Source organism: Gordonia iterans (assembly GCF_002993285.1).
Taxonomy (GTDB): domain Bacteria; phylum Actinomycetota; class Actinomycetes; order Mycobacteriales; family Mycobacteriaceae; genus Gordonia; species Gordonia iterans.
This window is the reverse complement of the sequence record NZ_CP027433.1, coordinates 3,274,909-3,290,093: the sequence shown is the minus strand read 5'-3', so window position 1 is coordinate 3,290,093 and position 15,185 is coordinate 3,274,909. Positions and strand designations below refer to the sequence as shown.

Here is a 15,185-nt window from a genome sequence, read left to right as displayed (position 1 = left end):
CGCGTGTCTGCTCCCGGTGTGTCGGGTCAGGTGCGCCGCACAGCCTCTCCGACGAAGTCGAGCGCCTTGCCGTGCCAGAGTCCGAGGTGGTCGAGCATGGCGTGGCCGCCGTTCGGCACCGAGACGAACTCGGCGTCGACGCCCCGGGCGACCAGCTCGGCGATGCCCTTCTCCGTGCGGCGCGGCCGGGTCAGGGTGTCGTTCTCGCCGTGGATGGCGAGCACGCGGGCGTCGTCGTGGATGTGGCGCCAGTCGGCGAACTGCCACCAGGGGGCCAGCGCGAGGATGTCGGACACCTGCTGGTCGGCGCCGAGCTGGGCCACGATGCGTCCGCCCATGGAATGGCCGATCAGAGCGATCGGCGTGTCCGGGTAGCGGCGCTTGAGTTGTTGGAGCGAGTTGCGGGCGTACGGCATCGGGCTCGCCTGACCGCCGTTCCAGCCGTACACCCGGTAGGTGGCCTGGTGGACGCGGACCGACCGGGGGAAGCGGGCCTGGATGGAGAGGCTGAACGGATACATCCGCATGGCCGAGCTCTGCGTGCGGGAGAACGGCTTGTAGCTGAAGTCGGTGCCGCCGGGCAGCACCAGAACGGCGAGCTTGGGGGAGGGCATGCCTGCACTGTATTGCCCCGCGCCGGCGCACCGCGTACCGGTGGCGCTTCGCCCGTCGCGCTGGGCGCGACGACGGCTCCGCCCGGCGCTTTTGGCACCGACAATCACATCAGGTAGCCTCGTCGTGTCCTTATCGATCTCAAATCGTTACCAAACCTCGAACGGACGTGCTTGTGTCGCAGTATCGCCTGAACACCGACAACTCCATGAATCCCGCAGCCGGGCAGCCCGGTCGGCGCGGTCGCCATCGCGTAGCTCGGCCGCGCCGGACCTCGGCGCCGGTCCGCGTCGGTGCGATCGCCGCTTTCGCGGGTGCCGTCGGACTTGCCACCGTCTCGGCCGGTGAAGCGGCGGCGAAGCCCGCCGCGCCAGTCGCGCTGCCCGGGAACATCACGCTGCCGGAGAACGTGAACCTGCCTCCGGAACTCGAGGATGCGATCGGTCGCCTGACGCCTCCGACGCTCCCCATGCCGGGCAAGGCCGTCAAGCCGGCATCGGGCACCGTCACTTCGAAATACGGGCCCCGCTGGGGCGCCCACCACAACGGCGTCGACATCGCCAACAAGATCGGTACACCCGTATACGCGGTGACCGACGGTGTCGTCCTCGAATCCGGCCCCGCCTCGGGCTACGGACAGTGGATCCGCGTCAGGCAGGACGACGGCACCACCGGCGTCTTCGGACACGTCGACAAGAGCTTCGTGCGCAAGGGACAGCGGGTCACCGCCGGGCAACAGATCGGCACCGTCGGCAACCGCGGCAACTCGACCGGCCCCCACCTGCACTACGAGGTCTGGAACGCCAGCGGTGATCCGGTCAACCCGCACGCCTGGCTGGCCAGGCGGGGCGTTCACCTCTGATCCGGCGGCGCCGCCCACTCGCGGGCCGGGCGCCGACAGACCGGATTGACCACGAGAAGGGCCCGATAGGTGCCCGGTGCCGCATCGCCAGGATGGCCCCGTACGACCGGCTGACCGCGAGGAGGCCGGGCCGATGTGGCTGCTGCGTTCAACCGCCGGGTGGCAGAATCGGGGCATGGCGCACCCGCGGGCCGGCACACCGGCGCAGACCGAAGATCTGATCGACGTCGGCGCGGTGGAGCGCGCCTATTACGACATCGAGCCCGACCCCGCCGATCCCGACCAGCGCGTGGTGTTCGGGACCTCCGGCCACCGGGGCAGCAGCGTCGACGGCGCGTTCAACGAGAAGCATGTCCTGGCGATGACCCAGGCGATCGTCGACTACCGCGATTCGGCGAACATCACCGGTCCGGTGTTCATCGGTTTCGACTCGCATCTGCTCTCGATCCCGGCCTGGCGCAGCGCCCTCGAAGTCCTCGTCGCCAACGGCATCTCGGTGATGACCGCCGCCGACGACGAGTTCACCCCCACTCCCGCGGTGAGCCGCGCGATCCTGGCGTTCAACGCGAGCGGCGATGCGGTGGAGTCCGGTCGTGCCGACGGCATCGTCGTGACCCCGTCGCACAACCCGCCGGCCGACGGCGGCTTCAAGTACAACCCGCCCAACGGCGGGCCCGCCGACGGATCGATCACCTCGGTGATCGCCGCCCGCGCGAACGAACTCCTCGAACGCGGTCTGCAGGGCGTCAAGCGCCTTCCTTTCGAGCAGGCGCGCCGCAGCCCGCTGGTGACCGATTACGCGTTCGTCGACGAGTACGTGGCGGCCCTGCGCGAGGTGGTCGACATGGACGCGATCCGGGCGGCGGGGATCGCGATCGGCGCGGACCCGCTCGGCGGGGCATCCGTCGCGTACTGGCAGGCGATCAAGCGCTACTACGACCTCGAGCACCTGACGGTGGTGAACCCCGAGACCGACCCGGCGTTCGGCTTCATGACGCTCGACACCGACGGCAAGATCCGGATGGACTGCTCGTCGCCGAACGCGATGGCCTCCCTGATCGCCCAGCGCGAGCAGTTCCAGATCGCCACCGGCAACGACGCCGACGCCGACCGACACGGGATCGTCACCGCCGATGCGGGCCTGATGAACCCGAACCACTATCTGGCCGTCGCCATCGATTACCTGTTCACCCACCGGCCCGGCTGGAGTGAGCGCACCGCGGTCGGCAAGACGCTGGTGTCGTCGTCGCTGATCGATCGGGTGGTCGCCGGCATCGGCCGCGAGCTGATCGAGGTGCCGGTCGGCTTCAAGTTCTTCGTCGACGGGCTGGCCGACGGCACGGTCGGGTTCGGCGGCGAGGAGAGCGCGGGCGCGTCGTTCCTGACCTTCGACGGTCTGCCGTGGTCCACCGACAAGGACGGCATCATCATGGACCTGCTGGCCTCGGAGATCCTCGCGGTGACCGGCAAGACGCCCTCGCAGCGCTACGCCGAGCTCGCCGAACAGTACGGCTCGAGCGCCTACGCGCGCATCGACGCACCGGCGGACCGGGCGCAGAAGGCCGCGCTGGCGGCGCTCTCGCCGGAGCAGGTGACCGCCACCGAGCTGGCGGGCGAGCCGATCACGGCCGTCCTCACCGAGGCGCCGGGCAACGGTGCGCCGATCGGCGGACTGAAGGTCACCACCGAGAACGCCTGGTTCGCCGCGCGGCCGTCGGGCACCGAGGACGTCTACAAGATCTACGCCGAGAGCTTCCTGGGCGCCGAGCATCTCGCGCAGGTGCAGGCGGCCGCGCAGGAGCTCGTCGACTCGGCCCTGGCCTGACGAGCGGGCCGAGCCGGTCAGGTCGGTACAGTCGGGCGCGTGAGCAAGAAGAACACGCCCGCCCCGAAGGAGAATCGCGACTACCGGCCGAGGGCCACCTCGAGCAGGTCGACCTACCTCCTGGCCGGGATCGGCGTTCTGGTGGTGGCGCTGGTGATCGGCGGCTTCGTGTGGAACGCGAACAAGAGCTACCCCGACGTCGACGAGAAGGTGCTCGCCGAGAACGCGGCGTTCATCGTCGGCGACCCGATCACCGCGCGGGCCACCGTCGACGTCTTCGAAGACTTCTCCTGCCCGAGCTGTCAACAGTTCGAGGCGCAGTCCGGGTCGGCGCTGGCGGCCGCGGCGCAGGCGGGCCAGCTGCGGATCCGCTACCACCTGCTGACCTTCATGGACGACAGGTCGCCGTCGGGGAGCTACTCCTCGCGCGCGGCCGGGGCGATCGTGTGCGTCGCCCGGCACGGCGACGTCAAAGTATTCGACCGGCTGCACTCGGAGCTGTTCGCGAAGGCCCCGGGCCCGGATGCCGAGAGCGACCTGAGCAACGAGCAGATCGCCGAGATCGCCGGGCAGGCCGGTGCGAACGAGGCCGCCCGCACGTGCATCGCCGACGGCGCCGGGGTGGACGAGGCCACGGAGATGGCCGACCAGTCCCGGCAGCAGTTGTCCAACTCGAACAAAGGCAAGGTCGCGACCCCCACGGTGCTGGTCGGCGGTCAGCCGGTCGACGGGATCATGGACGGCGACGGCTGGGTCGGCGATCTCGTCACCGGCGGCGCCTCCACGTAGTCGCCGGTCGGCGCGAGTTTCCCGCTGGGCGGTTCACGGCGGGCCCGGGACCTCGGGCGGAACCAGCCGCCCCGCCCAGTCGCGGAGCCGCTCGGCGAACTCCGGCGGATCGGCACGCAGCGCGCGGCAGCCGGAGAAGCCGACGACCGCCGCGGCCCAGTCGAGCGAATCGGTGTCGATCTCCACGCGGCACCGGCCGGGTGCGAGCGCGGTGACCGACGCCCAGCGGCCCAGTACGTCGCCGACGGCTTCGGCATCCCCGGCGACTTCCACGACGGCGCAGGTGCGGGACCGCGCGGCCACCGCGTGGCGCACGTACTCCGCGGCGTCGCCGCCGGGGATCGTGCGCCGGCCGAACTTCACGCCGGTGTTGTCCACTCCGGTCATGCGGTCGAGCCGGAACGAGCGCCAGTCGGACCGCTCGACGTCGTAGGCCACCAGATACCAGCGCCGGCCGAGCGTCACCAGCCGGTGGGGTTCCACCCGGCGTTGCGACTGCGCGCCGTCGGCGGCGGTGTACCCGAAGACGATCCGCTCGTCGTCGCGGCAGGCACGGGCCGTGGCCACCAGGGTCTCGAAGTCCGTCTGCGTGCCTGACCAGGTTCTCTCCGCGCTGACGGTCACCGCCTTGAGCGCCTCGACCCGGCGGCGCAATCGGGCCGGCATCACCGGGATCACCTTTGCGAGCGCCCGGGCGGAGGTCTCGGCGATGTCGGAGATCGGCGACTGCGCAGACGTCAGCAGGCCCACCGTCACCGCGACGGCCTCGTCGTCGTCGAGCACCAGCGGCGGCAGCGAGGCGCCGTGGGCCAGCTGGTAGCCGCCGCCCACGCCGCGGTCGGCGTCGACCGGGTAACCGAGATCGCGCAGCCGGTCGACGTCGCGGCGCAATGTGCGCAGCGAGACGCCGAGTTCGCCGGCGAGGTCGGCGCCGAGCCAGAAGCGCCGGGCCTGCAGCAGGGAGAGCAGCCGCAGTCTGCGGGATCCGGTGTCGCCCATCGTCGTCGCTCCTGAAGGTCCACGGCCGAAATAGGTGACAGAAACTGGCCGCTATGGGTCTTAGCGTAGTGGGTACAAGTTGATCCACGACGGAAGCAGGACATCATGAGCACGACGACGATCACCGGTGAGCGCGCCGATCTGCTGGCCTCCCTCGGGCAGGCCCGCTTCTTTCTGAAGTTCACCGCCCGGGACCTGACCACCGAGCAGGCGTCCGAGCGCACCACGGTCAGCGCACTGACCATCGGCGGTCTGATCAAGCACGTCGCCTTGACCGAGGCCGGCTGGGCGGACTTCTTTCAGCACGGCGCGCAAGCGCTCGCGCACGGGAAGGATTTCACCGAGCTGACCGAGGACGACTACGCCGAGCGGGACAAGGAGTTCGCGCTGCAGCCGGGCGAGACCCTCGACGAGGTGATCGCCAGGTACGACGAGATCGCCGCGCGCACCGACGAGCTGATCGCGAACGCGGAGTCGCTCGACGTGAAGCACAAGCTGCCCGAGGCGCCGTGGTTCACCGAGGCCGAGTGGTCGATCCGCCGGGTCGTGACGCATCTGATCGCCGAGACCGCCCAGCACGCCGGCCACGCCGACATCATCCGCGAGTCCCTGGACGGCGCCAAGAGCATGGGTTAGGGCGGGTCGTCGTCGTTCCTCGCGAAGGAGCGGTGGGCGGCAGGAGTTCGCTGACCTGGCGCGACCTCGAACCCGAGCTGCGCCACAAGTAGGGTCGGGCAGATGACCGATATCGTTTACGAGGTGCGCGACGACGTCGCGTACGTGCAGCTGAACCGACCGGACAAGCACAACGGCCTCACCCTGGACATGCTGTCCGATCTGACCTCCGCGGCGCAGCGCGCCGAGAAGGACCGCTCGCTGCGGGCCGTCGTCCTGTCCGGCGCGGGCGAGTCCTTTTGTTCCGGACTCGATTTCGCCTCGGTCGGCAAGGAGCGTGCGCGGGTGGTCCGCACGCTGATTCCCCGGCACCGCTCAGCGGCCAACGGCTTCCAGTCGGCGTGCTGGGCGTGGCGCAACGTTCCGGTGCCGGTGATCGCGGTGATCACCGGGCACTGCTACGGGGCGGGGCTGCAGATCGCACTCGGCGCGGATTTCCGGTTCAGCGCACCGGACGCCGACTTCTCGGTGCTGGAGGCGAAATGGGGACTGATCCCCGACATGTCGTTGTCGGTGAGCATCGCTCAGCTCACCACGATCGACGTCGCTAAGCGGCTGACCATGACGGGAGAGTTCTTCGACGCCGCGCAGGCCGCCGACTGGGGACTGGTGAGCGGAGTCGCCGAGGATCCGCTCGACGCCGCCCAGGAGTTGATCGCCCGCATTCGGGAACGCTCCCCGGATGCGGTCGCGGCGTCGAAATCACTGTTCGAGAACACCTGGTTCAACGGCTCGCGCCTGTCGTTCCCCGTGGAGCAGCTGCTGCAGACCCGGCTGTTGCGCGGGCGCAACCACGCGATCGCTCGCAAGGCCGGATTGGCCAGGGAGCGGCCCGCTTTCGGCGAGCGCGAACTCTAGAACTCGCCCGCCCGACGTCGACGAGAAGGTGCGCGGCGGAAGGTGTTCGGAGGTGGTCGGAGCTCGCCGGGACCTAGGGGCGGTCCCCGTGTCGCCGCCGACGGAGATCGAGCACCGCCCGCAGCGCCGCGGCGAACTCGCCGGCGTCCCGCGTTCCCAGCCGCGCGTAGTTCAGCACGAGCCCCGACACCGGGTACTTCGCGGACTGACTGGTCAGCGACCGCGTGCGCCAGCCTTCCCGTTCGAGGGCCTCGACCACCGCCTCGTCGTCGTGTCCGGGCAGCAGGACGCACAGATGCAGACCGGCCTCCACGCCGGTCACCGGCAGTCCGGGACACTCCCGACCGAGCGCCGCGACCAGTCGTGTACGGCGGTCGCTGTAGACGCGTGCCGCGCGCGCGAGATGACGGTCCATGGCCCCCGCGCCGAGGAACTCGCCCAGCGCATCGGCGGGAAGCGACGAGGGCCCGCGGCGGTGCACGGCCAGCCACCGCTCGACCGCTCGGCGCAACGCGGCCGGCGGCACGCACCAGGCGACACGCAGATCGGGGGACAGCGACTTGGACGAAGTCCCGACGTAGGCCACGTGCGCGGCCGCCCCCGGCAGGGTCGCCAGTGCGGGCAGCGGCGCGACGCCGTAGCGGAACTCGCCGTCGTAGTCGTCCTCGATCACCAGGGAGCCCGTCCGACGCGCCCAGTCGACCAGTGCGACTCGCCGGTCGACGCTCATCCGGTGGCCGAGCGGGTACTGGTGCGCCGGGGTGGTGAAGACCACTCCGGCCTCGTCTCCGAGTCCGGCGGCGTCGAAGCCGTCGGCGTGGGCACGCTGGAAACGCACGTCCAGGCCCTGCTCCCGGGCCATGAGCACGGCCCCGCGGTAACCCGGGTCCTCGATGTAGAACGGTGTCGAGCGTGCGTCCGGCCGGGCGGCGGCGAACGCCGCGCACAGCGCCGCGATCGCGGACCGGGAGCTGTCGAAGAGGAGCGGATCGGCGTCGACCAGGCCGCGGTGCCGCCGCAGATGGGCGCGCAGCGGGGCACGCAGTACCGGGCTCGGCTCCTCCCACGGGTTCAGCCCGGCCAGCCCCCGGCCGGCGGCCGTCCGCACGGCCCGGCGCCAGGCTCGCTCGTCCACCAGCTTCGCGTCGGGTATCCCCGGTCGCAGATCGCGGCGTGATCGCCCTCGGCGCGGTGCGACGGGTGCCCCGGTCGCCTCATCGCCGGATCCCCGGGTCCGGGCGCCGGCGCGCGCCGCCACCGTGGCGCCGGCGCTGACCCGGGTGCCCGATCCGTGGGCGGCGACCGTGAACCCGGCGGCGGCGAGCTCGTCGTAGGCGCGCACGACGGTGCCCCGCGAGATCCCGGTCTGCTCGGCGAGCGTGCGGGTCGACGGAAGCCGATCGCCGTCGGCGAGGGTGCCGTCCGCGATCCGGTCGACGATCGCCCTCACCAGATCGGCCGTCCCCGAGACGTCGTCGAGAACCAGCGGTTCGGCGCGAGTCGTGCGGGCCATGGGCGCAAGCATAGGCCGCCGGGTGACGACGACGGCCCAAGTGGTCCCGCGGAACGGGCGAAAGTGGACCTTCTGTAGCCGCCACTATCGAGGTGGGATGGCGTCATGACAACGTTTCGACAGTCCGCACGCCTTCGGCACGTCCGCTACGACGTCCGCGGCCCCATCCTCACCGAAGCCATGCGTCTGGAGGCGGAGGGCCACGACGTGTTGCGCCTGAATCTGGGGAACATGCGCCCGTTCGGCCTGGACGCGCGTCCCGAGATCGTGGCGGCGGTCGCCGCCAATCTCGGTGCGGCGCAGGCATATTCGGACTCGCGCGGGATTCTTGCCGCGCGCGAGGCGGTCGCCGAGCACTATCGGCGCCGCGAGGTGGCCGAGGTGTCGGCCGACGAGGTGTTCCTGGGCAACGGCGTCAGCGAACTCATCACGCTGGTTCTCCAGGCGCTGGTCGACCCGGGCGACGAGATCCTCGTGCCCGCCCCCGACTATCCGACGTGGACCGGCGCGGTGAACCTGACCGGAGGCGTGCCGGTGCACTATCGGGCGGATGAGACCGACGGCTGGAACCCGTCGATCGAGGACATCGAGTCCAAGGTGACGCCGAAGACCAAGGCCCTGGTGCTGATCAACCCCAACAACCCCACCGGTGCGGTCTACAGCGAGGACACCGTCCGCGGGATCGCCGACGTCGCCCGCCGCCACGGGCTGATTCTGCTCAGCGACGAGATCTATGAGGAGTTGGTGTTCGGCGACGCCCGGCACCACCACGCCGCCCGGGCCGCGGGCGAGGACGTCCTGTGTCTCACCTTCGGCGGGCTCTCCAAGGCGTACCGCGTCTGCGGGTACCGGGCGGGGTGGGTGGTGGCCACCGGGCCGGTACACCGCGCGGGCGACCTCCTTGAGGGTCTCACCCTGCTGTCCAATATGCGGGTCTGCCCGAACGTCGCCGGCCAGCACGCGATTCCGCTGGCGCTGGGCGCCGGGCAGCCCGGGTCGCCACTGCCCGCGGACGTCGTCGATCCAGGCGGCCGACTGGAGCAGCAGCTCGCGCTGACCTCGGCCGCCCTGGACGCCATTCCCGGGGTGAGCTGTGTGGCGCCGCGCGGAGCGCTCTACTGCTTCCCCCGGGTCGACACCGAGGTCTTCGGCATCGACGACGACGAAGCCTTCGTGCTCGACCTCCTGCGGACCGAGCACATCCTGGTGACCCACGGCACCGGGTTCAACTGGCCCGAGCCGGACCATTTCCGGATCGTGTGCCTGCCGGACGCGCCGGTGCTGGAACGGGCGGTCGAGTCGATCGCGCGGTACCTCGACCGGCGACGACGATGAGCGGTCCCCGGACCTGTCAACGGCCCGGTCGCCGGTGGCTTCACACGGGTTGTGGGGTCAGTAGTTCGAGTCCCCTTAGCTCCACCGTGTGCTGTGCCGCGACTGGTAGTCGAGCGGGTCACGCGCCGGTGACGGCTGCCCGCGCCTTGTTGACCAGATCGCGGCACGAGTCACACAACCCAGGACCGCGCCGCAGACCTGTCACGCTGGGACCTCCCGCTGAATCCCTCGGCATCCTGACGTTCTGAGGAACCCTCGCCAGGAAACCAGAATCCCCTCCGACGCAGGTCGGAGGGGATTCTACTTGTGGAGCTAAGGGGACTCGAACCCCTGACCCCCACACTGCCAGTGTGGTGCGCTACCAGCTGCGCCATAGCCCCGTATTCGGTTGTGCCCCCTTGCGGGTGCGCTAGCAAACTTACCCCACTGCGTGAACGGCGGCCAAATCGACTGGTGAGGACCCGGGCCCTCCGGGCGCGCCACGCGGCGAACGTCCACCAAGCAGCGCGCAAGTGCGCTACCTATAGGTGCATGACCGACAAGCGCACTCTGCTCGACCAGGTCCCCACCGGAATCTGGCTCTCGAACACGTCCGTGGACGCGATCACCGGGAAGACCTTCGAGGTGATCGACCCGGCGACCGGCGACGTGCTGGCCGAGGTCGCCGACGGCGGCCGGGAAGATGCGCTCGCCGCGCTCGACGGGGCGACCGAAGCCGGCCCGGCGTGGGCCGCGACGCCGCCCCGCGAACGCGCCGAGATCCTGCGGTCGGCCTTCGAGGAGGTCACCCGCCGCCGTGACGACTTCGCGCTGCTGATGACCCTGGAGATGGGCAAGATCCTGTCCGAGAGCGTCGGTGAAGTGACCTATGGCGCCGAGTTTCTGCGCTGGTTCAGCGAGGAAGCGGTGCGGATCGCTGGCCGCACCGCCACCGCCCCGGCCGGGAACGGCGAGATCGTCGTCGTCAAGGAACCCGTGGGGCCGTCGTACGCCATCACCCCGTGGAACTTCCCGCTCGCGATGGGCACGCGCAAGATCGGGCCCGCCCTGGCCGCCGGCTGCCCGATGATCGTCAAGCCGGCAGAGGACACGCCGCTCACCATGCTGCTGCTGGCCAAGGTCTTCGCCGACGTCGGCTTGCCGCCGGGCGTGCTGACCGTGGTGCCGACCAAGACCGGCGCCGCCGAACAGTCGGCGGTGCTGATGTCGGATCGTCGGCTGCGCAAAGTGTCGTTCACCGGATCGACGGGAGTGGGCAGCCTATTGATCAGGCAGTCCGCTGATCAGGTGCTGAGCACTTCGATGGAGCTCGGCGGCAACGCCCCGTTCATCGTGTTCGACGACGCCGACCTCGCCGCCGCCGTCGACGGTGCGATGGCTGCCAAGATGCGTAACGGCGGGGAGGCCTGCACCGCGGCCAACCGCTTCTTTGTGCACCGCGGGATCGCCGACCGGTTCGTTCCGGCTCTGACCGCTCGGCTGGACGCGATGACCGTCGGGCCCGGGTACGACGCCGGCAGCGACCTCGGTCCGCTGATCAACGGCAAGCAACTCGACCGGGTCGCCGCCCTGGTCGACGGCGCCGTCGCCGACGGCGCAACCGTCCACACCGGGGGCCGCCGCATCGACGGTCCGGGCTTCTTCTATCCGCCGACGCTGCTGACCGACGTGCCTGTGGGCGATCCGATTCTTCTCGAAGAGATCTTCGGGCCGGTGGTGGTGATCCAGACCTTCGACGACGAGGCCGATGTGATCGCGCGATCCAATGACACCGACTACGGTCTCGCGTCGTACTTCTTCACCAACGATCTGAATCGGGTGAAGCGCGTCGCGAGCGCCCTCGAGTACGGCATGGTCGGCGTCAACCGCGGGGTGATCTCCGATCCGGCCGCACCGTTCTGCGGCGTCAAGCACTCGGGTCTGGGCGTCGAGGGCGGCGTCGACGGCATCGACGAGTACCTCACCACCAAATACATCGCCCTCACCCCGACCAGCGTCTGAACTTCCGCGGCCCGATCATCGGGAGGCCGCTACGCCAGCAGATCCTTCACCCGCGGGACCACCTTCTCGCCGTACAGCTCGATCGAGCGCCGCTGCACCGCGTGCGGGACCGGCTGGTCGTATTTGAGGTCGAAGCGATCGACCTTCAGGGTCGTCAGGGTGCGCGCGAGTTTGGCTGCGACGGTCTCCGGTGAGCCGAGGTACAACGAGCCGCGGGCCACCTCGTCCTCGAACTCGCGCGGACCGGCCGGGCCCCAGCCGCGTTCGGCGCCGATCTTGTTGCGTTGGGCCAGCCAACCGTCGTAGGCGAGTTCGCGGGCCTGTTCGTCGGTCTCGGCGACCAGACCGGGGGAGTGCACGGCGACCCGCTGCCGGGGCACGCCGAACTGGTCCTGCGCGCGCTCGAACAGGTCGATGTACGACGAGAAGCGCGCCGGGCCGCCGCCGATGATCGCCAGGAAGAGGCCGAAGCCGTGCCGGGCGGTACGGACCACCGATTCGGGGGTGCCGCCGACGCCCACCCAGACCGGGATCTTCTGTGCTGTCGTGGGGAAGACGCGCTGGTCGGTCAGCGGCGCCCGGGTGGTGCCGCTCCAGGTGACCGGTTGCTCCTCGATCAGTTCCGCGAGCAGGGCGAGCTTCTCGTCGAACAGCAGGTCGTAGTCGGCGAGTTCGTAGCCGAACAGCGGGAACGACTCGATGAACGAGCCGCGTCCGGCGACGATCTCGGCGCGCCCCCGGGACACCGCGTCGAGGGTGGCGAACCGCTGGTAGACGCGCACCGGATCGTCGGAGCTGAGCACGGTCACCGCCGAACCCAGCCGGATACGGCTAGTTTGTCCGGCGACGGCGGCCAGCACCGTCTCGGGACTGGAGACGGCGTAGTCGGGCCGATGGTGCTCGCCGACGGCGAAGAAGTCCAGGCCGAGCTCGTCGGCGACCACGGCGTCGCCGACCAGGTCCCGGATCACCTGCGGGTGGGGCGTGGGGCGCCCGTGCTCGTCGTGCGTGACGCCGCCGAAGGTGTCCAGGCCGAACTCGATCTCGCTCATGAACCGAGTCAACCACGCGGAGGCGGACGTTGTTCCGCGCCGGACCGGGACCTCGAGAGCATGGCCCGCAGTCTCCTGGAATGGGCTGTCCGTACTGGGGAGTACAGAATCAGCAGGCACAACGAAACTCCAGGTCGCAACGTCTCCCGCTCGACTCGCGGCCGGATCTACGTCACGGTACGGACACCGGAGGCCGCTCTACACTGAGCTTTGTGCGCTCACCGATCCCGGACTACCTCGCTGAGGCCCTGGCCGCCGTCGAACACGACGACAGCGGTGCCACCGCCGACTACATCCCGGAGCTGGCCTCCGCGGATCCGGACCGGCTCGGGGTGACGATCGCGACCACCGACGGTCGCACCTACGGGGCCGGCGACACCCGGACGCCCTTCAGCATCCAGTCCATTTCCAAACCGTTCGTGTACGCCCTCGCGCTCGCGGACCGGGGTTTCGACGCGGTACTGGAGAAGGTGGGTGTCGAGCCGACGGGTGATGCGTTCAACGAGATCTCCCTCGAACCCGGCAGCGGCCGGCCGCAGAATCCGATGATCAACGCCGGAGCGATCGCGACCCACACCCTCGTGGGACACGAGGACATGTCGGCCGAGCATCGCGTCGAGCGGGTGATCGAAGGCCTGAGCGCCTTCGCCGGCCGACGTCTGGACGTCGACGAAGACGTGTTCGCCTCCGAGATAGGCCACGCCTTCCGGAACCGGGCCCTGGCGAATCTGCTGAGGGCCTACGAGGTCACGTCCGAGAACCCCGTCGTGTCGGTCGCCGGCTACACGCGGCAGTGCTCGCTGATCGTCACCACGGAAGATCTGGCGGTCATGGCGGCCACGCTCGCCAACGGCGGCGTCAACCCGCTGACCGGAGTCGAGGTTGTGCCGCGGCGAGTGGTGCGGCAGACCCTGAGCGTCATGGCCACGTGCGGCATGTACGACGGTGCCGGCGACTGGATGACCCGGGTCGGCGTCCCCGCCAAGAGTGGGGTGGCCGGCGGCCTGATCGGCGCCCTGCCCGGGCAGGTCGGCATCGCGACGTTCTCGCCGCGCCTGGACCGGCACGGGAACAGCGTGCGCGGTGTCGACCTGTTCCAGCGGTTCACCTCCGACATGGGCATGCATCTGATGGAGGTGCCCGCGTCGACGTCGTCGGTGGTGCGGCGCCGCCGAAGCCTGGGCAGCGGACCCCTCGCGACGGACGTGCTCTCGCTGCAGGGGGCGCTGCGTTTCGCCGCCGCCGAGCGCGTGGTGCGCGAGTTCGTGGACCGGCCGCCGACGCAGCGCCGGGTGGCGATCAGCCTGCGCCGGGTGCAGTCGCTCGACGACGTGTCCCGGCGGATGCTGCTCGAGGTGGTTCGGCGCCTGTCGCTCGACGGACACGACGTGTTCGTGATCGATCCGGACGGCGTCCTGCCCGACCCCGACCCTGGAACCGGTGGCCGCCTCACCGTGCTGGCAGGTCTCGGCGACATCGTGTCGCCGCCGGCGGACCCCGTAACCTGAGACTGCAGTGACCTGAGACCGCAGTGACCTGAGACCCGGCGACCTCTGCCGACGCCGAGCCCCGTCGGCGTCCCGTGCGACGATGAGCGGGTGACCGCAACCCTCGTCGCCAAGGATCTCTCCGGCGGATACGCCCACCGGGTGCTGTTCGATCACCTGGATCTGACGGTCGCGCCCGGCGACGTCGTCGGCGTGGTCGGCGCCAACGGCTCGGGCAAGACCACCCTGCTCCGGGTGCTGGCCGGGGACCTCGCTCCGCTCGCCGGCACCGTCTCGCGGACTCCGCCGGACGCCTTCGTGGGGTGGCTGCCGCAGGAGCACACCCGCGTGCCGGGCGAGACGGTCGGCGAGTACGTCGCCCGTCGCACCGGGTGCGCCGCCGCGCAGCGCGCGCTGGACGAGGCCGCCGCGGCATTGGCCGATCCGGAAGGCGGTGCAGACGCCGATGATCCGGCCGACCGGTACGCGGCGGCCCTCGACCACTGGCTCGCCACCGGGGCGGCCGACTTGGAGGAGCGGCTGCCCGCCGTGCTCGCCGGTCTCGGACTGGCGACCGCCGCGCCGGCGTCGTCGTTGATGACGGGTCTCTCGGGCGGTCAGGCGGCCCGCGTCGGGCTCGCGGCGCTGCTGTGCTCGCGGTTCGACGTCGCTCTGCTCGACGAACCCACCAACGACCTCGACCTGGACGGCCTCGCCCGCCTCGAAGAGGTGGTGCAGGGCATGCGCGGTGGCGTGGTGCTGGTCAGTCACGACCGGGAGTTCTTGGCGCGCAGCGTGACCCGCGTCCTGGAACTGGACCTGGCTCAGCACACCAACACCGTCTTCGGCGGCGGCTACGACAGCTATCTGGAGGAGCGAGAGGTCGCGCGCCGGCACCGCCGCGAAGAGTACGAGGAGTTCGCCGCGCGCAAGGCCGACCTGGTGGCCCGGGCGCGGACGCAGCGGGAGTGGTCGAGCCAGGGGGTCCGCAACGCGATGCGCAAGGCCCCCGACAACGACAAGATCCGCCGCCGGGCCGCGACCGAGTCCAGCGAGAAGCAGGCGCAGAAAGTACGGCAGATGGAGAGCCGGATCGCGCGGCTGGAGGAGGTGGCCGAGCCGCGCAAGGAGTGGGTGCTGGAGTTCAGCATCGGTTCGGCGCCGCGGTCGAGTTCGG

General features: G+C 70.4%; 12 protein-coding genes, 1 tRNA gene and 1 pseudogene. 9 read left to right on the top strand and 5 right to left on the bottom strand.

Going from position 1 to position 15,185, the window contains the following annotated elements:
* Positions 1-26: 26 nt before the first annotated feature.
* A complete protein-coding gene (locus tag C6V83_RS15145; RefSeq protein ID WP_105943089.1) occupies positions 27-614 on the bottom strand; it encodes an alpha/beta hydrolase in 588 nt (195 codons plus the stop codon).
* A gap of 206 nt (positions 615-820) precedes the next feature.
* Here C6V83_RS15145 and C6V83_RS15140 point away from each other — a divergent pair, with 206 nt between their 5' ends.
* The 3 genes from C6V83_RS15140 (at position 821) to C6V83_RS15130 (ending at position 4,088) form a co-directional block, all read left to right on the top strand.
* The gene (locus C6V83_RS15140; protein ID WP_105944000.1) at positions 821-1,474 is read left to right on the top strand and encodes a M23 family metallopeptidase; all 654 of its coding nucleotides are present in this window, start codon (positions 821-823) and stop codon (positions 1,472-1,474) included.
* Between the two features lie 175 nt (positions 1,475-1,649).
* Positions 1,650-3,299: a phosphoglucomutase (alpha-D-glucose-1,6-bisphosphate-dependent) gene (pgm, locus tag C6V83_RS15135; RefSeq protein ID WP_105943999.1), complete on the top strand. Its 1,650-nt coding sequence runs from the start codon at positions 1,650-1,652 to the stop codon at positions 3,297-3,299.
* 39 nt (positions 3,300-3,338) lie between these two features.
* Positions 3,339-4,088 (top strand): DsbA family protein, encoded by a 750-nt coding sequence (locus tag C6V83_RS15130; RefSeq protein WP_105943088.1) that lies wholly within the window; start codon positions 3,339-3,341, stop codon positions 4,086-4,088.
* Between the two features lie 33 nt (positions 4,089-4,121).
* On the opposite strand, the gene C6V83_RS15125 is transcribed toward C6V83_RS15130, so the two are convergent.
* Positions 4,122-5,087, bottom strand: coding sequence for a helix-turn-helix transcriptional regulator (locus tag C6V83_RS15125; protein ID WP_105943087.1), 966 nt, complete (start codon positions 5,085-5,087; stop codon positions 4,122-4,124).
* A 105-nt stretch (positions 5,088-5,192) separates the two neighbouring features.
* On the opposite strand from C6V83_RS15125, the gene C6V83_RS15120 reads away from it, so the two are divergent.
* A complete protein-coding gene (locus C6V83_RS15120) occupies positions 5,193-5,723 on the top strand; it encodes a DinB family protein (RefSeq protein ID WP_105943086.1) in 531 nt (176 codons plus the stop codon).
* Positions 5,724-5,825: 102 nt separating this feature from the next.
* Positions 5,826-6,620: a crotonase/enoyl-CoA hydratase family protein gene (locus C6V83_RS15115; protein ID WP_105943085.1), complete on the top strand. Its 795-nt coding sequence runs from the start codon at positions 5,826-5,828 to the stop codon at positions 6,618-6,620.
* Positions 6,621-6,693: 73 nt separating this feature from the next.
* On the opposite strand, the gene C6V83_RS15110 is transcribed toward C6V83_RS15115, so the two are convergent.
* Positions 6,694-8,133: an aminotransferase-like domain-containing protein gene (locus tag C6V83_RS15110; protein WP_105943084.1), complete on the bottom strand. Its 1,440-nt coding sequence runs from the start codon at positions 8,131-8,133 to the stop codon at positions 6,694-6,696.
* A gap of 105 nt (positions 8,134-8,238) precedes the next feature.
* Here C6V83_RS15110 and C6V83_RS15105 point away from each other — a divergent pair, with 105 nt between their 5' ends.
* Positions 8,239-9,468, top strand: coding sequence for a pyridoxal phosphate-dependent aminotransferase (locus C6V83_RS15105; RefSeq protein WP_105943083.1), 1,230 nt, complete (start codon positions 8,239-8,241; stop codon positions 9,466-9,468).
* A gap of 307 nt (positions 9,469-9,775) precedes the next feature.
* On the opposite strand, the gene C6V83_RS15100 is transcribed toward C6V83_RS15105, so the two are convergent.
* Positions 9,776-9,848: transfer RNA gene (locus tag C6V83_RS15100), tRNA-Ala, on the bottom strand.
* 151 nt (positions 9,849-9,999) lie between these two features.
* On the opposite strand from C6V83_RS15100, the gene C6V83_RS15095 reads away from it, so the two are divergent.
* Positions 10,000-11,469 carry an NAD-dependent succinate-semialdehyde dehydrogenase gene (locus C6V83_RS15095; protein ID WP_105943082.1) on the top strand — a complete coding sequence of 490 codons (1,470 nt, stop codon included), beginning with the start codon at positions 10,000-10,002 and terminating at the stop codon, positions 11,467-11,469.
* Positions 11,470-11,498: 29 nt separating this feature from the next.
* Here C6V83_RS15095 and C6V83_RS15090 read toward each other — a convergent pair whose 3' ends face one another.
* Complete coding sequence (locus tag C6V83_RS15090) at positions 11,499-12,521, bottom strand: LLM class flavin-dependent oxidoreductase (RefSeq protein WP_105943081.1); 1,023 nt, start codon at positions 12,519-12,521, stop codon at positions 11,499-11,501.
* Between the two features lie 212 nt (positions 12,522-12,733).
* On the opposite strand from C6V83_RS15090, the gene C6V83_RS15085 reads away from it, so the two are divergent.
* Positions 12,734-14,029: a glutaminase gene (locus C6V83_RS15085; RefSeq protein ID WP_105943080.1), complete on the top strand. Its 1,296-nt coding sequence runs from the start codon at positions 12,734-12,736 to the stop codon at positions 14,027-14,029.
* Between the two features lie 90 nt (positions 14,030-14,119).
* Positions 14,120-14,689: pseudogene (locus C6V83_RS19105) on the top strand (ATP-binding cassette domain-containing protein); the annotation flags it as partial.
* Positions 14,690-15,185: the final 496 nt, after the last annotated feature.